General features: G+C 66.6%; 17 protein-coding genes. 8 read left to right on the top strand and 9 right to left on the bottom strand.

What is annotated here, in order from left to right; all coding sequences use genetic code 11:
- Window positions 1-13 precede the first annotated feature (13 nt).
- From urtD to U5805_RS10910, 7 genes are all read right to left on the bottom strand, one after another.
- A complete protein-coding gene (gene urtD / locus U5805_RS10880; protein WP_322103480.1) occupies window positions 14-895 on the bottom strand; it encodes an urea ABC transporter ATP-binding protein UrtD in 882 nt (293 codons plus the stop codon).
- Window positions 892-2,073: an urea ABC transporter permease subunit UrtC gene (gene urtC / locus U5805_RS10885; protein ID WP_322103481.1), complete on the bottom strand. Its 1,182-nt coding sequence runs from the start codon at window positions 2,071-2,073 to the stop codon at window positions 892-894. The genes urtD and urtC overlap by 4 nt, the downstream gene beginning before the upstream one ends.
- Before the next feature lie 2 nt (window positions 2,074-2,075).
- A complete protein-coding gene (urtB, locus tag U5805_RS10890) occupies window positions 2,076-3,695 on the bottom strand; it encodes an urea ABC transporter permease subunit UrtB (protein ID WP_322103482.1) in 1,620 nt (539 codons plus the stop codon).
- A 112-nt stretch (window positions 3,696-3,807) separates the two neighbouring features.
- Window positions 3,808-5,106 carry an urea ABC transporter substrate-binding protein gene (urtA, locus tag U5805_RS10895; RefSeq protein WP_322103483.1) on the bottom strand — a complete coding sequence of 433 codons (1,299 nt, stop codon included), beginning with the start codon at window positions 5,104-5,106 and terminating at the stop codon, window positions 3,808-3,810.
- A gap of 453 nt (window positions 5,107-5,559) precedes the next feature.
- Window positions 5,560-5,883: a rhodanese-like domain-containing protein gene (locus U5805_RS10900; RefSeq protein WP_322103484.1), complete on the bottom strand. Its 324-nt coding sequence runs from the start codon at window positions 5,881-5,883 to the stop codon at window positions 5,560-5,562.
- 48 nt (window positions 5,884-5,931) lie between these two features.
- On the bottom strand, window positions 5,932-6,585 hold the full coding sequence (locus U5805_RS10905; RefSeq protein WP_322103485.1) for a protein-L-isoaspartate O-methyltransferase: 654 nt from the start codon (window positions 6,583-6,585) through the stop codon (window positions 5,932-5,934).
- A gap of 12 nt (window positions 6,586-6,597) precedes the next feature.
- Window positions 6,598-6,909 (bottom strand): hypothetical protein, encoded by a 312-nt coding sequence (locus U5805_RS10910; protein WP_322103486.1) that lies wholly within the window; start codon window positions 6,907-6,909, stop codon window positions 6,598-6,600.
- Here U5805_RS10910 and U5805_RS10915 point away from each other — a divergent pair.
- From U5805_RS10915 to U5805_RS10950, 8 genes are all read left to right on the top strand, one after another.
- Entirely contained in the window at window positions 6,908-7,969 is a 1,062-nt protein-coding gene (locus tag U5805_RS10915; RefSeq protein WP_322103487.1) for a LacI family DNA-binding transcriptional regulator, read from the top strand. The two genes, U5805_RS10910 and U5805_RS10915, sit on opposite strands and share 2 nt — an antisense overlap.
- 102 nt (window positions 7,970-8,071) lie before the next feature.
- Complete coding sequence (locus U5805_RS10920) at window positions 8,072-9,559, top strand: sugar ABC transporter ATP-binding protein (RefSeq protein ID WP_322103488.1); 1,488 nt, start codon at window positions 8,072-8,074, stop codon at window positions 9,557-9,559.
- A complete protein-coding gene (locus tag U5805_RS10925) occupies window positions 9,540-10,559 on the top strand; it encodes an ABC transporter permease (protein ID WP_322103489.1) in 1,020 nt (339 codons plus the stop codon). Before U5805_RS10920 ends, U5805_RS10925 begins: the two co-directional genes overlap by 20 nt.
- Window positions 10,560-10,673: 114 nt before the next feature.
- Window positions 10,674-11,630, top strand: a complete 957-nt coding sequence (locus U5805_RS10930; RefSeq protein ID WP_415914574.1) for a substrate-binding domain-containing protein — start codon at window positions 10,674-10,676, stop codon at window positions 11,628-11,630.
- 41 nt (window positions 11,631-11,671) lie between these two features.
- On the top strand, window positions 11,672-12,721 hold the full coding sequence (locus tag U5805_RS10935; protein WP_322103490.1) for a sugar phosphate isomerase/epimerase family protein: 1,050 nt from the start codon (window positions 11,672-11,674) through the stop codon (window positions 12,719-12,721).
- A gap of 25 nt (window positions 12,722-12,746) precedes the next feature.
- Window positions 12,747-13,892, top strand: a complete 1,146-nt coding sequence (locus U5805_RS10940; protein WP_322103491.1) for a Gfo/Idh/MocA family oxidoreductase — start codon at window positions 12,747-12,749, stop codon at window positions 13,890-13,892.
- Between the two features lie 154 nt (window positions 13,893-14,046).
- Window positions 14,047-14,367, top strand: a complete 321-nt coding sequence (locus U5805_RS10945; protein WP_322103571.1) for a type II toxin-antitoxin system RelB/DinJ family antitoxin — start codon at window positions 14,047-14,049, stop codon at window positions 14,365-14,367.
- On the top strand, window positions 14,364-14,663 hold the full coding sequence (locus U5805_RS10950) for a type II toxin-antitoxin system RelE/ParE family toxin (protein ID WP_322103492.1): 300 nt from the start codon (window positions 14,364-14,366) through the stop codon (window positions 14,661-14,663). The genes U5805_RS10945 and U5805_RS10950 overlap by 4 nt, the downstream gene beginning before the upstream one ends.
- A 37-nt stretch (window positions 14,664-14,700) precedes the next feature.
- Here U5805_RS10950 and U5805_RS10955 read toward each other — a convergent pair whose 3' ends face one another.
- Entirely contained in the window at window positions 14,701-15,900 is a 1,200-nt protein-coding gene (locus tag U5805_RS10955) for an ABC transporter substrate-binding protein (RefSeq protein WP_322103493.1), read from the bottom strand.
- Window positions 15,901-16,005: 105 nt separating this feature from the next.
- Entirely contained in the window at window positions 16,006-16,947 is a 942-nt protein-coding gene (locus U5805_RS10960; RefSeq protein ID WP_322103494.1) for a CysB family HTH-type transcriptional regulator, read from the bottom strand.
- Window positions 16,948-17,024: the final 77 nt, after the last annotated feature.

Below are 17,024 nucleotides of genomic sequence, written 5' to 3' on the forward strand. Positions count from 1 at the left end.
GACCGGGCCGAACCTAGCGGCCCAGATACGATTCGATCACGGCTTCGTCGCGTTTCACGTCGTCGAGCGTGCCGTGCGCGAGCACGCGCCCTTCGGCCATCACCGTCACGCGGCCGGCGTCGCCGGCGAGCGCGGCGACGAATTCCATGTCGTGTTCGACCACCATCATCGAGCAGCTTCCGCGCAAGCGGTTGAGCAGCTTCGCGAGTTCCATCGTTTCGTCGTCGGTCATGCCGGCGGCCGGTTCGTCGAGCAGCAGCAATTGCGGCCTCTGCATCAGCAGCATGCCGATCTCGAGCCGCTGCTTCTGGCCGTGCGAAAGCTCGCCCGCGAGCCGCCGCGCGTCGCTTTCCAGCCGGATCACTTCGAGCGTTTCCTCGATCTTCGCCTGCGCCTCGCGCCCGAGACGCGCGCGCAGCGTCGCGAACCAGCCTTTATCGGCCTTCATCGCGAGTTCGAGGTTTTCCCACACGGGATGCTGCTCGAACACAGTGGGCTTCTGGAACTTGCGGCCGATGCCCGCGCGCGCGATCGACGGTTCGTTCATGCGCGTGAGGTCGAGCGTCTGGCCGAGAAAGACCTTGCCCGAGTCGGGCGAGGTCTTGCCCGTGACGACATCCATCATCGTGGTCTTGCCCGCGCCGTTCGGGCCGATGATGCAGCGCAGCTCGCCCACGTCGATGGTGAGCGAAAGCTGATTGAGGGCGCGAAAGCCGTCGAAGCTCACGGTCACGTCCTCGAGATACAGGATCGTGCCGTGCGAGACGTCGATGGCGCCGGGCTCGACCACGTGTCCGAGTTCGGCGACGCCCGAGAGCGTGAGGCCCTCGCTTTCGTCGGCGTTGTCGAACGGATTGTGGTTGAGCGGATCGTTGATGATCGAGTGGCCGTTCATGCGCGCGGGCTCCGGCGGTTCTTGAGGAGTTCGAACAATCCCATGATGCCGCGGGGCAGCAACAGCGGCACGAGCACGAACATGAGGCCGAGGAAGAACAGCCAGTATTCGGCGAAATACGCGGTGAAAAAGCTCTTGGCGCCGTTCACGGCGAACGCGCCGATGATCGGGCCGATCAGCGTGCCGCGCCCGCCCACGGCCACCCAGATCGCCATTTCGATGGAGTTCGCGGGCGACATCTCGCTCGGGTTGATGATGCCCACCTGCGGCACGTAGAGCGCGCCCGCGATGCCGCACAGGACGGCGGAGACGGTCCACACGAACAGCTTGTAGCCGAGCGGGCTGTAGCCGAGAAACATGAGGCGCGTTTCGCCGTCGCGCACGGCGGTTACCACGCGGCCGAGTTTCGAGGTGACGATGGCGCGCGCCGCGAGAAACGCGAGCACGAGCACGGCGAACGTGGCCAGGAACAGCACCGTGCGCGTGCCCGGATGCGTGATCGGCATGCCGGCGATGCGCTTGAAGTCGGTGAAGCCGTTGTTGCCGCCGAAGCCGGTTTCGTTGCGATAGAACAGCAGCATGGCGGCGAACGTCATGGCTTGCGTGATGATCGACAGATACACGCCCTTCACGCGCGAGCGGAACGTGAAGAAGCCGAACACCCACGCGACCACGGCGGGCACGAGCACCACGAGCAGCAGCGCATAGGCGAGATGATTCGTGCCTTCCCAGTACCACGGCAGGCTGTGCCAGTTCAGGAACACCATGAAGTCGGGCAGGTTGCTGCCGTACACGCCGTCATGACCGATCTCGCGCATCAGATACATGCCGATCGCGTAGCCGCCGAGCGCGAAGAACAGCCCGTGGCCGAGGCTCAAAATGCCGCAATAGCCCCACACGAGATCGAGCGCGAGCGCCGCGATCGCGTAGCACATGAACTTGCCGCCGAGCGTCATCGAATACGCGGAAAGATGCAGCGCGCTCGACTGCGGCAGCACGAGCGCGCACAGCGGCACGCCGATCGCCATCGCGAGCAGCAGGACGATCAGCGCGAGCCACGCGCGCGGCGAAAGCAGCGCGGGGCGCGCGGGCAGGCCGAGCGCGAAGGTTTGCGCGCGCTCGCCGGGCGTGCCGTCTTGCGCGTGATGCGAGGGGGAAGTGGAAGTCGCGAGCGTCATCGTCAAGCCTCCGCGCTGCGGCCCTTGAGGGCGAACAGGCCCTGCGGACGCTTCTGGATGAACAGCACGATCAGCACGAGCACGGCGATCTTCGCGAGCACCGCGCCCCAGAACGGCTCGATCGCCTTGGAAACGAGCCCCAGGCCGAAGCCGCCGATCACCGTGCCCGCGATCTGGCCCACGCCGCCCAGCACCACGGCCATGAACGAGTCGATGATGTAGCTCTGACCGAGATCGGGGCCGACGTTGCCGATCTGCGAAAGCGCGCAGCCGCCCAGGCCGGCGATGCCCGCGCCGAAAGCGAATGCCCACGCGTCCACGCGCGCCGTGCGCACGCCCACGCAGGCGGCCATGCGGCGGTTTTGCGTGACGGCGCGCACGAAGAGGCCGAGACGCGTTTTCGCGAGCACGCCCCACGCGATCGCCACGACGGCCAGCGCGAACGCGAGAATCGCGAGCCGGTTGTACGGCAGGATCAGGTTCGGCATGACGGTGAGGCCGCCGCTCATCCACGAAGGGTTTTGCACCTGCACGTTCTGCGCGCCGAAGATCATGCGCGTGGCTTGAATGAGGATCAGGCTGATGCCGAAGGTCGTGAGCAGCGTTTCCAGCGGGCGGCCGTAGAGATGGCGAATCACGAGCCGCTCGATCACGGCGCCCACCAGCGCCGCCGCCACGAACGACGCGGGAATCGCAAAGAGCGGATACCAGTCGAACGCGCCCGGCGCATAGCGTTGCACGAGCGTTTGCACCACGTAGGTCGCATAGGCGCCGATCATCAGAAACTCGCCGTGCGCCATGTTGATTACGCCGATCAAGCCGTACGTGATGGCGAGGCCGAGCGCCGCGAGCAGCAGCACGCTGCCGAGCGAGAGACCCGCGAACAGCGTGCCCGCGATCTCGCTGCGGCGCTGGATGGAGTCGAGCGCGTCGAGGCCGGCTTGCGCGGCGGCGCGCACGCGGTCGTCGGATTCGTTGAACACGCCGGCCGCGTTCTTCGCGACGAGCGGGCGCAGCAGTTCGTACATTTCGGGATCGCGGCGCGCGGCGACGAGCTTCGTTGCTTCGAGGCGCGTGGCCGCGTCGGGGTCGCGCAGCGCGGTCATGGCCCAGAGCGTGTCGAGGCGGCGCTTGAGCGCGGGGTCGGTTTCCTTCGCGCGCGCGGCGTCGATCATCGGTTTCATCGCCGGGTCGGGATTCTTCAGCAACTGCGCGATGGCCGCGCGGCGCGTTTCGAGTTCGGGCGAGGCGAGTTGCAGGCCCGAGATCGCGCCCGCCACTTTCGAGCGCAGCAGGTTGTTGAGCGTGACCGGTTGCGCGCTCGCGGCCGCATCGGCGGAAACGGCCTTGCCGGTCGCGGCGTCCCGGGCGTTGTCGCCGTCCTGGACGAGCACTTCGCCGGAATCGGTGGCGGTGACGCTGTCTTCGGAAAGCGCCTTGAGCAGCGCGAGCGAGGCGGCGTCGTGCGTGGCGATGAGCTTGTCGATGGCCGCGGACTTCGCGTCGAAATCGTCGCCGCCGAGCGGCGCGACGTCGGCGGCGTCGAGCGCGAATGCGGGCGTGCTGGCGCATACGAGCGTCGCGGTCACGCACAGCGCGCGCAGGCAGTTGCGTAGTGTCATGTTCGAAGCCGGTTGGACTGCTGCTGGGAAATGGCCTGGGACGACTTTCAGGAGGGCGGGGCGCGGCCCATGAAACCGCGCCCCGGCCGTCATGCCGGGCGTGTGGTGCGCATCAGGCCACGCGACGGCGGCGCAGGAACTCGGGAATCGAGCTCACGACGTCCGGCTTGCCCTGGTTGCCCGGAATGTACGGGCTCCACGGCTGCGCGCGGATCGTCGTCTTGGTGCGCCACACCACGTTGAACTGGCCGTCCGCGCGCACTTCGCCGATCATCACCGGCTTGTGCAGATGGTGGTTGCCGTCCATTTCCAGCGTGAAGCCCGAGGGCGCCGCGAACTTCTGGCCGATCATCGCGACGCGCACCTTGTCGACGTCCGTGCTCTTTGCTTTCTCGACCGCCTGCTTCCACATGTGCATGCCGACGAAGGTCGCCTCCATCGGGTCGTTGGTCACGCGCTTGTCGCCGCCCGGCAGATTGTTGGCCTTCACCCAGTCGGCGAACATCTTCTTGAACTTGGTGTTCTCGGGATTGCGCAGCGACATGAAGTAGTTCCACGCCGCGAGATTGCCCACGAGCGGCCTGGTGTCGATGCCGCGCAGTTCCTCCTCGCCCACCGAGAACGCCACCACGGGCACGTCCGTCGCCTTCACGCCCTGGTTGCCGAGTTCCTTGTAGAACGGCACGTTCGAGTCGCCGTTCACGGTGGAGATCACGCAGGTCTTGCCGCTTTGCGCGAAGGTCTTGATGTTCGCGACGATGGTCTGATAGTCGCTGTGGCCGAACGGCGTGTAGACCTCCTGAATGTCGCTGTCCTGCACGCCCTTCGAGTGCAGGAACGAGCGCAGGATCTTGTTGGTCGTGCGCGGGTACACGTAGTCGGTGCCGAGCAGGAAGAAGCGCTTGGCGCCGCCGCCTTCGGCGCTCATCAGGTATTCGGTCGCGGGAATCGCCTGCTGGTTCGGCGCCGCGCCCGTGTAGAACACGTTGCGCGACATTTCCTCGCCTTCGTACTGCACGGGGTAGAACAGGAGGCCGTTGAGTTCCTCGAACACGGGCAGCACCGACTTGCGCGACACCGACGTCCAGCAGCCGAACACCACGGCCACCTTGTCCTGCGTAATCAGTTGGCGCGCCTTTTCGGCGAACAGCGGCCAGTTCGAAGCCGGATCGACGACCACGGGTTCGAGCTGGCGGCCCATCACGCCGCCGCTCTTGTTGATTTCGGCGATCGTCATGAGCGCCGTGTCCTTGAGCGAGGTTTCGGAAATGGCCATGGTTCCCGAGAGCGAATGCAAAATGCCGACCTTGATCGGACCGCTGCCGGTGTCCGCATGCGCGAACGGGACGCGTCCCGCAACCGCGAGTGCGCCCGACATCGTCCCGAGTTTCAACAGACTGCGACGTTTCATGTATCTGCCCCTTGCATGGATGTGATTCAGGTCTGGGTCAGGGACGCGCTTTCGTTTGAGGTGGCGCGCGCCGCCCGTTGGTATGGCCGGTCTTGCGGTTCCTCTTCTGCAAGCTTGATGCCAGTTCTCATGCAAGGGGCGCGGCTTGCCCCACAAGGCGTCAACCGATGCCGCGCGCATGGGCGCGGGCGCGCGGGGCGGGCGATCGTGGTGCAGTGCGACGCATGTTCGGGCGCGCTGCATCGTGCCGGTGCGTGCGGCGCTCGAAGGCGGCGCTCGCGATGCGCGCGGCGCGCTGCATCGTTGTGCATGAGCGCGAAGGGGCGGCGCGCAGCGGCCCGCGCGGCTTGGTCTCGCGGCGCAGAAATGGAAAAGGGCGCGGTATGAAACCGCGCCCTCGTGGGTTCTCGCCATGCGGCGACCGGCTGTTTGAGCCGCCGCCGGATCGGCCGATCAGTAGGTGGGCACCTTCGGGTCGACCTGGCGCGACCATGCGTCGATGCCGCCTTGCAGGTTGAACACCTTCGTGTAGCCGCGCGATTCGAGGAACATCGCGACCTGGGCGCTGCGCGCGCCGTGGTGGCAAACGCAAACGATCTGCGCTTCGTCGTCGAGTTCCTCGCTGCGCGCGGGAATCTCGCGCATCGGGATCGAGACGCTGCCTTCGATCTTCGCCGTTTCGACTTCCCAGGGTTCGCGTACGTCGAGCAGCACGGGCGCGGCGCGCGAGGAGTCGGCGAGCCATTCGGCCAGGGCGGGAGCGGTCAGATTCTGCATGGCAAACTCAATATAAGAGCGGAACGTGAAGCGTCGGAACGCGAAGCGTCAGAACTTGAAGCGCGGCGGATGCACGGCGTTTTGCAGCGCTTCCACATACGTTTCGAACACGGCGGCAATGCGGAACTGCTTTTCGTCGATGCGCGTGATGATCTGCGTTTCCATGACCGGCGCGCTGCCCACGAAGGCGGCGAGACGGCCGCCCACCTTGAGCTGTTCGAGCAACTCCTGCGGCACGACCGGCAGGCCGCCCGACACGCAGATCACGTCGTAGGGCGCATTGGCGGGCCAACCCTTGGCGCCGTCGCCCACCACGACTTCGGCGTTGAGCACGCCGTTCTTCGCGAAGTTGGCGCGCGCGAATTCGGCGAGTTCCGTGTCGATCTCGACCGTCAGCACCTTTTGCGCGCGGTGCGCGAGCAGCGCGGCCATGTAGCCGGAGCCCGCGCCGATCTCGAGCACGCTTTCGTGCTTCTTCACGGCGAGTTCCTGGAGCACGCGCGCCTCGACGCGCGGCGCCAGCATGTGCTGGCCGTTGGGCAGCGGCAGTTCGAGGTCGGCGAACGCGATGTCGGCATAGGCCGCGGGAACGAAATGCTCACGCTTGACGATGGAAAGCAGGTTCAGCACGTCCTGGTCGAGCACGTCCCAGGGGCGAATCTGCTGTTCGATCATGTTGAAACGCGCTTGTTCGATGTTCATGGTCACTCGGCGTTATGGTTCGAATCGGATCGGATCGAGATCGGGGGTTCGGACGCCCGGCGCGGCGGTCCGAAAGCGCGAGTCCAAAGCCAACTCGGAACGCAACCAGGAACGCCGCCGGGCAACCGCAGAATTGTAGCAAACCGGCTTCGCGCGTTGCCTTGCCGCCGGCAGGACAGGCATGCGGATTCGGGTTTGCGTGCGGGCGCGCAAGCTCGAATGGCTGGCAGGTTGGTGTTTATCCTGGCCACGAATGCCTTGCGGTTTGCCGCGCGAGGCACCAAGAATGTAATCGATTACATTTTCGACGCCGATTTCCTCCATGACCGCTTGCGCGCCGCCGTCGTCGGAACCCGTGCCCGCGCCCGCCAGGGCCGGCGCGGCGCGCGGCGGCTCCATCGCGGCGGTGGCGCAGCGCGTGGGCGTTTCGGTGGCGACGGTTTCGCGCGTGCTCAACGGCCACGCCAACGTGCGCGACGCCACCCGCGCGCGAGTGCTGGCGGAAATCGAGGCGAGCGGCTACCGCGTCAACGAGCTTGCCCGTAACCTGCGCACGGCCGAGAGCCGCCTTTTGCTGACGATGGTGCCCGACTTCGGCAACCCGTTTTACGCCGAGATCGTGCGCGGCATCGACAGCGTCGCGCGCGAGCACGGCTTTTTCCTGCTGCTGTGCGACACGGGCGCCGATGCGGGCCGCGAACGCGGCTATTTCGACCTGCTGCGCCGCCACCGCGCGGACGGCGCGATCTGTCTCGACCCGGCCACGGTCCAGCACGCGCTCGCCGCCGAATCGACGGCGCTGCCGTGGGTCGCGTGCTGCGAGTTCGATCCGGCGATGGGCGTGCCCTATGTCGGCATCGACAATTACCGCGCCGCGCGCGACGCGGTGCGGCACTTGATCGCGCGGGGGCGGCGCCGTGTCGCGCTCGTCAACTCCGACGAACACTATCTGTATGCGCGGCAGCGCCGCGACGGCTGGCGCGACGCGCTCGCCGAAGCGGGCGTCGCCGCACGCGACGCATGGCGCGTGAACGTGAACGGCCTCGACTACGACGCGGGCGCGCGCGGCGCCGCCGCGCTCATGCAGTTGCCCGCGAACGAAGCGCCGGACGCGATCTTCGCGGTGTCGGACACGCTGGCCGTGGGCGTCGTCAACGGCTTGCGGAGCGTGGGGCGGCGCGTGCCGCACGACGTGGCCGTGGTCGGGTTCGACGATATCGCGCTCGCCGCGCGCATCGACCCGCCGCTCACGACCATCGCCCAGCCCATGCGCGAGCTGGGCGAGACGGCCGCGCGCCTGCTGCTGCGCCGTTTCGCCGATCCGCGCGCGAGCGTGCCGGGCGTGCTGCTGCCGCATCGGCTCGTGGTGCGCGAAAGCGGTTGAGGAAAACGAACAGCGGTGGAGACCCGCAGTGTCCAGGTGCGGGCGGCAGTTACGCCGCCTGGCCGACCTGCCGAACGAAACTTCCAGGAGGAGCGCGCGCCCATGAGCGTCGCCGTGAAGTTCAACGACATCCGCAAGGACTTCGGTCCCGTGCGCGTGCTGCACGGCGTGAGCTTCGAACTCGCGCCGGGCCGCATTCACGGCCTGCTCGGCGAAAACGGCGCGGGCAAGTCCACGCTCATGAAGATTCTTGCCGGCTACGAGCGCGCGAGCGCGGGCGAAATGCTCGTCGACGGCGTGGCGCGCGACTTCGACGGCTCGCGCGCCGCCGAAGCGGCCGGCATCGTGCTGATCCATCAGGAATTCAATCTCGCCGAGCATCTGACCATTGCGCAGAACATTTTTCTGGGCCACGAAAAGCGCAAGGGATGGCTTGTCGACGACACGGCAATGCGCCGCGAGGCGCGCGAACTGCTCGCGCAAGTCGGCCTCGCGCGCGATCCCGATACGAAAGTGCGCGATCTGATCGTCGCCGAAAAGCAGTTGGTGGAAATCGCCAAGGCGCTCTCGCGCCGCGCGCGCCTGCTCATCATGGACGAACCCACGGCCACGCTCACGCCCTCGGAAACCGCGCGCCTTTTTGCGCTGATGGCGAAGCTGCGCGCCGCCGGCACGACGCTCGTGTACATCTCGCACAAGCTCGACGAAGTGGAGCGCATCACCGACGACGTGATCGTGATGCGCGACGGCCGTTTCGTGGCCGCGAGCGCGACCGCCGGACTCGCGCGCCAGCAGATGGCCAACCTGATGGTGGGCCGCGACGTCTCGGACATGTTCCCCGACAAGACGGCGGTGAGCGCGCACGCGCCCGTGGCGTTGCGCGTGTCGAATCTCGCGGTGCCGGGCTGGGTCGAGGACTTGAGCTTCGAAGTGCGCGCGGGCGAGATTCTCGGCTTTGCCGGACTCGTGGGCGCGGGGCGCAGCGAGGCGTTCGAGGCGATTGTCGGCTTGCGGCGCAAACGCGCGGGCCAGATCGAGATCGACGGGCGCGCGGTCGCGTTGCGGCACGCGCGCGACGCCATGCGCCACGGCCTCACGTACCTGAGCGAGGACCGCAAGGGGCGCGGCCTGCACATGAACCTGAGCCTCCAGGACAACCTCACGCTGATGACGCTCGAACGTTACGGGCATCCGTTGCTCGACCTCAAGGCGGAGCGGCGCGCGCTGGAAACGGCGGTGCGCGAATTCGGCATTCGCACCGGCGATCTCGACGCGCGGGCGCGCATGCTCTCCGGCGGCAACCAGCAAAAGCTCGCGCTCGCCAAGTTCCTGCAACCCGACCCGCGCGTGATCGTGCTCGACGAACCCACGCGCGGCGTGGACGTGGGCGCGAAACGCGACATCTATTTCCTGATCCAGCGGCTCGCGGCCTCGGGGCGCGCGGTCGTGGTGATCTCGTCCGAACTGATCGAGCTGATCGGCCTCGCGCACCGCGTCGCCGTGATGCGCGCGGGCGCGCTCGTCGCCACGCTCGGGCGCGAGCATCTGAACGAAGAGGAGCTGATCGCTCATGCAACCGGCACCCACTGAAGCGACGCCGGAGGCGCGCGGCGCCCGCGCCGCCGCCGCGCGATTCGTCCACCGGCTCGCGGGCATCGGGCCGCTCATCGGCCTGATCGCGCTGTGCGTGCTCGGCACGCTGCTCAACCGCGACTTCGCCACCGTCGACAATCTGCTCAACGTGCTCACGCGCACCTCGTTCATCGGCATCATCGCGGTGGGCATGACGTTCGTCATCATCTCGGGCGGCATCGACCTTTCGGTCGGGTCGATGGCCGCGCTCATCGCGGGCGTGATGATCTGGACCATGAACACGCTCGCCGACCTGCACGCACTGGCGCCGCTCGCGATCGTCGCGCTGGGTATCGCCATCGCGCTCGTGCTGGGCGCGCTGTTCGGCCTTGCGCACGGCTTGCTCATCACGCGCGGGCGCATCGAGCCGTTCATCGTGACGCTGGGCACGCTCGGCATTTTCCGTTCCGTGCTCACGTGGCTCGCGGACGGCGGCGCGCTCACGCTACAGAACAATCTCGTCGATCTCTACGGCCCCGTGTACTACGCGAGCCTCTTCGGCATTCCCGTGCCCGTGTGGGTGTTCGCGCTTACGGCGGCGGGCGGCGCGCTCATCCTCAATCGCACCGCGTTCGGGCGGCACGTGCAGGCGATCGGCTCGAACGAACTCGTGGCGCGTTACGCGGCCATTCGCGTCGATCGCGTGAAGTGCGCGACCTACGTGCTGCTCGGCATGTGCGTGGGCGTGGCGACGGTGCTCTACGTGCCGCGCCTCGGCTCCGCCACGCCGACCACGGGCCTGCTCTGGGAACTCGAGGCGATCGCGGCCGTGGTAGTGGGCGGCACGGCGCTCAAGGGCGGCGAAGGGCGCGTGGCCGGCACCGTGGTCGGCGCGATCCTGCTTTCGGTGATCGCCAATATCCTCAACCTCACGAGCATCATCAGCGTGTATCTGAACGCGGCGGTGCAGGGCGTGGCGATCATCGCCGTGGCGTTTTTGCAGCGTGGCAGGCGGTAGACGGTCCGGTATTTGATTCGGATGACGAAACAAGCTGGCGTGGGAAGCGGTATGGATAAATCAACGCGAAAGCGGCAAGGAGACGGCATCATGAAGACGACGATCAGGAACGCGATGCGGGCGATGTGTGCGGGCGCGCTGACGCTCGGGGTGGCGGCGACGTTCGGTGCGGGCGCGGCGCGCGCCGACGAAAAAGTCACGCTGGGCGTGGCGATTCCCACGGCCGACCACGGCTTTACGGGCGGCATCGTGTGGTGGGCGAACGAGGCGAAGAAGGAACTGGAGAAGGCGCACCCGGACCTCAAGGTCATCGTCAAGACGGCGGCCAACGCGCCCGACCAGGCGAACCAGCTTCAGGATCTCGTGACCGTCAACAAGATCAACGCGCTCGTGATCTTTCCGTTCGAATCGGCTTCGCTCACGCAGCCGGTCGCGCAGGTCAAGAAGAAAGGCGTGTACGTGACGGTCGTGGATCGCGGCCTCACCGACACGAGCGCGCAGGACGCCTACGTGGCCGGCGACAACACCGCGTTCGGCAAGATTCCCGCCGAATACCTCGCGAAACAGTTGAACGGCAAGGGCGATATCGTGGCGCTGCGCGGCATTCCCACGACGCTCGACAACGAGCGCTGGACCGCCTTCACGACCGTGCTGAAAGGCTATCCGAACATCAAGATTCTCGACGCGAAATACGCGAACTGGAATCGCGACGACGCGTTCCGCACGATGCAGGACTACCTCACGCGCTTCAAGCATATCGACGCGGTGTGGGCCGCCGACGACGACATGGCCGTGGGCGTGCTCAAGGCCATCGACCAGGCGAAGCGCACCGACGTCAAGATCGTGTTCGGCGGCGCGGGCTCGAAGGACATGGTCAAGCGCGTGATGGACGGCGATCCGCTCGTGAAGGCCGACGTCTCGTATTCGCCGAAGTTCATCTACGACGCGATCAGGCTCACGGCCGAAGCGCGCTTGCAGGGCAAGGCGCTGCCGCCCACGACGATCATTCCTTCGGTGCTCATCACGAAGGACAACGCGAAGCAGTTCTACTTCCCCGACTCGCCGTTCTGATCGTACGTTTTTCTGTCCATCGAACCGGGAGGCACGAGCCGATGAAAACGATCCAGGGTCCGGCGATTTTCCTCGCGCAGTTTCTGGGCGACGACGCGCCGTTCGACAGTTTCGGGCACATGGCGGGATGGGCCGCGCAACTCGGCTACAAAGGCATTCAGGTGCCGGCCGACGCGCGTTTGCTCGATCTCGCGCAGGCCGCGTCGAGCGTGGCGTATTGCGACGACCTGCGCCAGCAGGCCGACGACGCGGGCGTGGCGATCACCGAGCTTTCCACGCATCTGCAAGGGCAGCTCGTGGCCGTGCATCCCGCCTACGACGCGCTGTTCGACGGGTTCGCGCCGCCGCAACTGCGCGCGAACCGCGAGGCGCGCACGGCGTGGGCCGTCGATCAATTGATGCTGGCCGCGCGGGCGTCGAAGAACCTCGGCTTGAGCGCGCACGTGACGTTTTCGGGCGCGCTCGCGTGGCCGTATCTGTATCCGTGGCCGCAGCGCCCGGCGGGTCTCGTGGAAGCGGCGTTCGACGAACTCGCGAAGCGCTGGCGGCCGATCCTCGACGCGTTCGACGACGCGGGCGTGGACGTCTGCTACGAGCTGCATCCCGGCGAGGACTTGCACGACGGCGTGACGTTCGAGCGCTTTCTCGCCGCCGTGGAAGATCATCCGCGCGCGAATATTCTCTATGACCCGAGCCATTTCGTGCTGCAACAGCTCGACTATCTCGCGTTCATCGACCTTTATCACGCGCGCATCAAGGCATTTCATGTGAAGGACGCCGAATTCCGCCCGACCGGCAAGCAAGGCGTGTACGGCGGCTATAGCGGCTGGGTCGAGCGCGCGGGTCGCTTTCGCTCGCTCGGCGACGGCCAGATCGACTTCGGCGCGATCTTCTCGAAGCTCACGCAGTACGACTATCCGGGCTGGGCCGTGCTCGAATGGGAATGCGCGCTCAAGCATCCGCACGACGGCGCGCGCGAGGGCGCCGGCTTCATCAAGCGGCACATCATCCGCGTGGCCGGGCATGCGTTCGACGACTTCGCGGGCAGCGGCGTGAATGCGGCGCAACTCAAAAGCGTGCTGGGTTTATGAGCGCGTTCAGCGCGAGGACATCGACATGACTCGAAGATTGCGGCTCGGCATGGTCGGCGGCGGCGAGGGCGCGTTCATCGGCGCGGTGCATCGCATGGCCGCGCGCATCGACGATGGTTTCGAACTCGTCGCGGGCGCGCTTTCGTCCGACGCGCTGCGCGCGCAGTCGAGCGCGGCGGCGCTCGGGCTCGCGCGCAGCTACGACAACTGGCGCGAGATGGCGCGCGTGGAAGGCGCGCTCGAAGAGGGCATCGACGCGGTGGCGATCGTCACGCCGAATCATCTGCATGCGAGCGTCGCGCATGCGTTCATGGACGCGGGCATCCATATCGTCTGCGACAAGCCGCTTGCGGTGTCGCTCGCCGAAGGCGAGGCGCTGGCCCGGCGCGCGCGCGAAACGCAGCGCGTGTTCGCGCTCACGCATACGTATTCGGGCTATCCGCTCGTGCGCCACGCGCGCGAGATGGTGGCGGCGGGCGAGATCGGCGAAGTGCGCATCGTGCAGGTGGAGTACGCACAGGATTGGCTCGCCTTGCCTGTCGAGCGCGACGGCGCGAACCGTCAGGCGAACTGGCGCACCGATCCGGCGCTCGCGGGCCCGGCGGGTTGTCTCGGCGATATCGGCACGCACGCCTACCAGCTCGCGGCGTTCGTGAGCGGCCACGTGCCCGAGTCGCTCGCGGCGCAAGTTCACACGTTCGTGCCGGGCCGGCGCGTGGACGATCACGTACAGGCGATGCTGCAATACGCGAACGGCGCGCGCGGCATGCTGTGGGCGAGCCAGGTGGCGAGCGGCGCGGAAAACGCGCTGCGCTTGCGCGTGTATGGCACGAAGGCGTCGCTGGCGTTCGACCAGGAGGCGCCGAACGAATTGTGGTTCACGCCCCAAGGCGGCGAGGCGGTGCGGCTCACGCGCGCGCGTGTGAACGGCGCGGCGGCGCGCGACGCGACGCGCGTGCCGGCGGGCCACCCGGAAGGGTATCTGGAAGCGTTCGCGCAGCTTTATCGCGACGCCGCCGCGCAAATCCGCGCGCGCGACGCGGGCGAGCCGATGCCGCCCGAAAGCCGCTTGCTGACGACGGTAGAGGACGGTGTCGAAGGTTTGCGCTTTATTGAAGCCGTGCTCGCCAGCAGCGCGGCGGGCGGCGCATGGCGGCGGATCGGCCGCTGACCGAAACGGGAGGCCGTTAGCCGAACGGATGAATGGTGCGCACAGCGAATGGCGGGGAAACTTGCGACATGTTTAATCCGCTTCAAGGTGAGGCATGTCCAACGTCATTCAAATGCATTACGATCTGACTTCCACTCACAGGGAGAGTCAGTCGATGATTACCAGCGCATTGGTTCAGGTCCGTATCGATCCCGCGCTCAAGCAGCGCGCGGCCGAAGTGCTTGCTCACATGGGGCTCACGGTGTCGGACGCCGTGCGCATCCTGCTTACCCGCATTGCGAACGAGGGCGCGCTGCCGCTCGACTTCGCGGTCGACCCGGCGACCCACGACGCGTGGTTTCGCGCGAAAGTGCGCGAGGCGTTGGAAGACAAGCAGGAACCGGTGCCCGCGCAAGCCGTGGAGGCGCGCTTTGCGAAGCGGCGGGCGGGCGCCGCGCAAGCCCGGCCCACGCGTAGCGGCAAGGCGAAAAAATGAAGGTCGAATGGTCGCCGCTCGCGCTGGCGGACCGCGAAGCGATTTTCGACTATGCCGAAGCGCGAAGCGCGCGCATGGCGATTATCGGCGACGAGAGAATTTCGATGTCGGTGCTCCGCCTCACGTCGTTTCCCGAACTCGGCCATTTCGGCCGCGTGGAGGGAACGCGCGAACTCAGTGTGGAAGGCACGCCGTTCGTGCTCGTCTATCGCCTGAAGGAGCGCCGGGACGACGCCACGGTCACGATCCTGCGCGTCATACACGGCTCGCGCCGCTGGCTGCACAGGATCGAATGAGCGCGCTGCCGGCGCTCACGGTTCGACCGCGGGCTACTTACTGCGCGAGATAAACGAACTTCCCGCCGCGCACCGTTCCCATCACGCTCGCGCGCTGGTCCAGGCCCACGTGGTCCTGCGCGCTCGTGTTGACCATGCCGTTGGGCACGACCACTTCGTGCGCGTGCTCCAGTTCGCTGCGCAACGCCGCGCGAAATGCTTCGGTGCCCGGTTGCGCGGTTTTGAGCGCGCGCGTCACGGCGTCGGCGAGGCGCGGATACACGCCGGCCGCGTCGCCCGCGAATTGCGTGACGGTGCCCGCGCCGTATTTCGCCTCGTAGTCGTTCAAGAACGCAAGCGCGGCCTTCTGGGCGGGCTGGTCGGCGGGCAGCGTGCGCGCCACCACCACGGGCTGCGTGGGGAACAGCGTGCCTTCCACGTCCTTGCCGCCGAGCTTGATGAACTCCGGCGTGGCGATGCCGTGCGTCTGGTAGATCGCGCCCTTGTAGCCGCGCTCGACCAGCGTGCGCTGCGGCAGCACGGTCGGCGTACCCGCGCCCGCGATCAGCACCGCGTCGGGTTTCGCGGCGATCAGCTTGAGGATCTGGCCGGTCACGCTGGCGTCGGTGCGGTTGAAGCGCTCGCTCGCGACGATCTGGATGTTGCGTTCCTTCGCGAGCTTCGTGAATTCGTTGAGCCAGCTATCGCCGTAACTGTCCGCGAAACCGATGAAGCCCACCGTCTTTACGCCATGCGCCGCCATGTAGCGCGTCATGACGTCCGCCATGGCGGCGTCGGTTTGCGCCATCTTGAACGCCCAGACGCGCGCGCCTTGCTGCGGCTCGACCACGGAGCCCGATCCCACGAGCGTGATCATCGGCGTTTTGCCTTCGGCGACGGGATCGAGCGCGGCGAGCGCCGCCGGCGTGATATTCGGCCCGACGATCACGTCTACGTGGTCTTCGTTGATGAGCTTGCGGATATTGCGCACGGCCGCGCCGGGGTCGGAGCCGTCGTCGAGAAAGATATAGTCGGCTTTCTGGCCGGCGATGGTCGCGGGCCACATCAACATCGCATTCTTGCTCGTGATGCCGATGGCGGCGGCCGGCCCGGTGCTCGACAAGTCGATGCCCACCTTGATGTCGGCGTGCGCGGCGGGCGAGAGCGCGGCGAACGCGAATGCGGCCGCGGCGGCCAGCGGACGCCACGCGCGCCCCAAACGGCGCTCCGGGCGCGTGAACACAAACGACGGCTTCATCCGATGAGTCTCCAGGCAGAAAGTGAAGCGGGAAGTAATTGTTGTGCTGCGTTCGTTCTTCGTTCTTGCTTGTGGTGCCAGGCGGCCGGCGCGGCGTGCGCCGGGTTACAACTCGTAAGTCTCGTGCTCGCCCTTGAGCGCCTGCTCGATCAGCTTGCGGTTCAGGCTCGGCGAAAGCAGCTCGACGAGCGTATACACGTAGCTGCGCAGATACGCGCCCTGTTTGAGCGCCACGCGCGTGACGTTGCTGCCGAACAGATGCCCCACGGGCACGGCGCGCAAATGCCGGTCGCGCTCGGCGTTGAACGCGATATCGGCCATGATGCCTACGCCCATGCCCAGTTCCACGTAGGTCTTGATCACGTCGGCGTCGATCGCCTCGAGCACGATGTCGGGCGACAGACCGCGCAGGCGGAACGCCTCGTTGATCTTGCTGCGCCCCGCGAAGGCCGCGTCGTAAGTGATCAGCGGAAATTGGGCCAGATCGTCGAGCGAAAGCGGCTTGCGTTCCAGTAGCGGGTGGTCGGGCAGCATCACCGCCACATGATGCCAGGTGAAGCAGGGCAGCGACACCAGTTCCTTGTAGTTGGAGATGGCTTCCGTGGCCACGGCCAGATCGGCCTGGTCGTGCAGTACCATTTCCGCGACTTGCGTGGGGCTGCCTTGCAGGATCGACAGATGCACCTTCGGAAACCGCCGCTTGAATTCGGCGATGGCGCCGGGCAGCGAATAGCGCGCCTGCGTGTGCGTGGCGGCGATCGTCAGATTGCCCTGGTCCTGCGCCGCGTAGTCCTTGCCGACGCGCCGCAGACTCTCCACTTCCTGGAGAATGCGCTCCACCGAAGCCAGAATGATGCGGCCCGGCTCCGTGAGCGAGCGCACGCGCTTGCCGTGGCGTGTAAAGATTTCGACCCCAAGCTCGTCCTCCAGCTCGATGATCGCTTTCGAGACGCCCGGCTGGCTTGTATACAGCGCTTTGGCCGCTTCCGTGAGGTTGAAATTCTGCCGCACGGCCTCGCGCACGAAGCGGAACTGGTGAAGGTTCATAGATAACCTTTATTACCTATTGGCATATCGACCTGATTTTTGAGTCGTTTGAAATATAAGGCGAGTTTATTACCATT

This window comes from Paraburkholderia sp. J41 (assembly GCF_905220235.1).
Lineage (GTDB): Bacteria > Pseudomonadota > Gammaproteobacteria > Burkholderiales > Burkholderiaceae > Paraburkholderia.

Bases quoted from the DNA above. Each gene is read 5' to 3' on its own strand.
- urtD (WP_322103480.1), bottom strand. From the start codon at position 895: ATGAACGGCCACTCGATCATCAACGATCCGCTCAACCACAATCCGTTC.
- urtC (WP_322103481.1), bottom strand. From the start codon at position 2,073: ATGACGCTCGCGACTTCCACTTCCCCCTCGCATCACGCGCAAGACGGC.
- urtB (WP_322103482.1), bottom strand. From the start codon at position 3,695: ATGACACTACGCAACTGCCTGCGCGCGCTGTGCGTGACCGCGACGCTC.
- urtA (WP_322103483.1), bottom strand. From the start codon at position 5,106: ATGAAACGTCGCAGTCTGTTGAAACTCGGGACGATGTCGGGCGCACTC.
- U5805_RS10900 (WP_322103484.1), bottom strand. From the start codon at position 5,883: ATGCAGAATCTGACCGCTCCCGCCCTGGCCGAATGGCTCGCCGACTCC.
- U5805_RS10905 (WP_322103485.1), bottom strand. From the start codon at position 6,585: ATGAACATCGAACAAGCGCGTTTCAACATGATCGAACAGCAGATTCGC.
- U5805_RS10915 (WP_322103487.1), top strand. From the start codon at position 6,908: ATGACCGCTTGCGCGCCGCCGTCGTCGGAACCCGTGCCCGCGCCCGCC.
- U5805_RS10910 (WP_322103486.1), bottom strand. From the start codon at position 6,909: ATGGAGGAAATCGGCGTCGAAAATGTAATCGATTACATTCTTGGTGCC.
- U5805_RS10920 (WP_322103488.1), top strand. From the start codon at position 8,072: ATGAGCGTCGCCGTGAAGTTCAACGACATCCGCAAGGACTTCGGTCCC.
- U5805_RS10925 (WP_322103489.1), top strand. From the start codon at position 9,540: ATGCAACCGGCACCCACTGAAGCGACGCCGGAGGCGCGCGGCGCCCGC.
- U5805_RS10930 (WP_415914574.1), top strand. From the start codon at position 10,674: ATGCGGGCGATGTGTGCGGGCGCGCTGACGCTCGGGGTGGCGGCGACG.
- U5805_RS10935 (WP_322103490.1), top strand. From the start codon at position 11,672: ATGAAAACGATCCAGGGTCCGGCGATTTTCCTCGCGCAGTTTCTGGGC.
- U5805_RS10940 (WP_322103491.1), top strand. From the start codon at position 12,747: ATGACTCGAAGATTGCGGCTCGGCATGGTCGGCGGCGGCGAGGGCGCG.
- U5805_RS10945 (WP_322103571.1), top strand. From the start codon at position 14,047: ATGATTACCAGCGCATTGGTTCAGGTCCGTATCGATCCCGCGCTCAAG.
- U5805_RS10950 (WP_322103492.1), top strand. From the start codon at position 14,364: ATGAAGGTCGAATGGTCGCCGCTCGCGCTGGCGGACCGCGAAGCGATT.
- U5805_RS10955 (WP_322103493.1), bottom strand. From the start codon at position 15,900: ATGAAGCCGTCGTTTGTGTTCACGCGCCCGGAGCGCCGTTTGGGGCGC.
- U5805_RS10960 (WP_322103494.1), bottom strand. From the start codon at position 16,947: ATGAACCTTCACCAGTTCCGCTTCGTGCGCGAGGCCGTGCGGCAGAAT.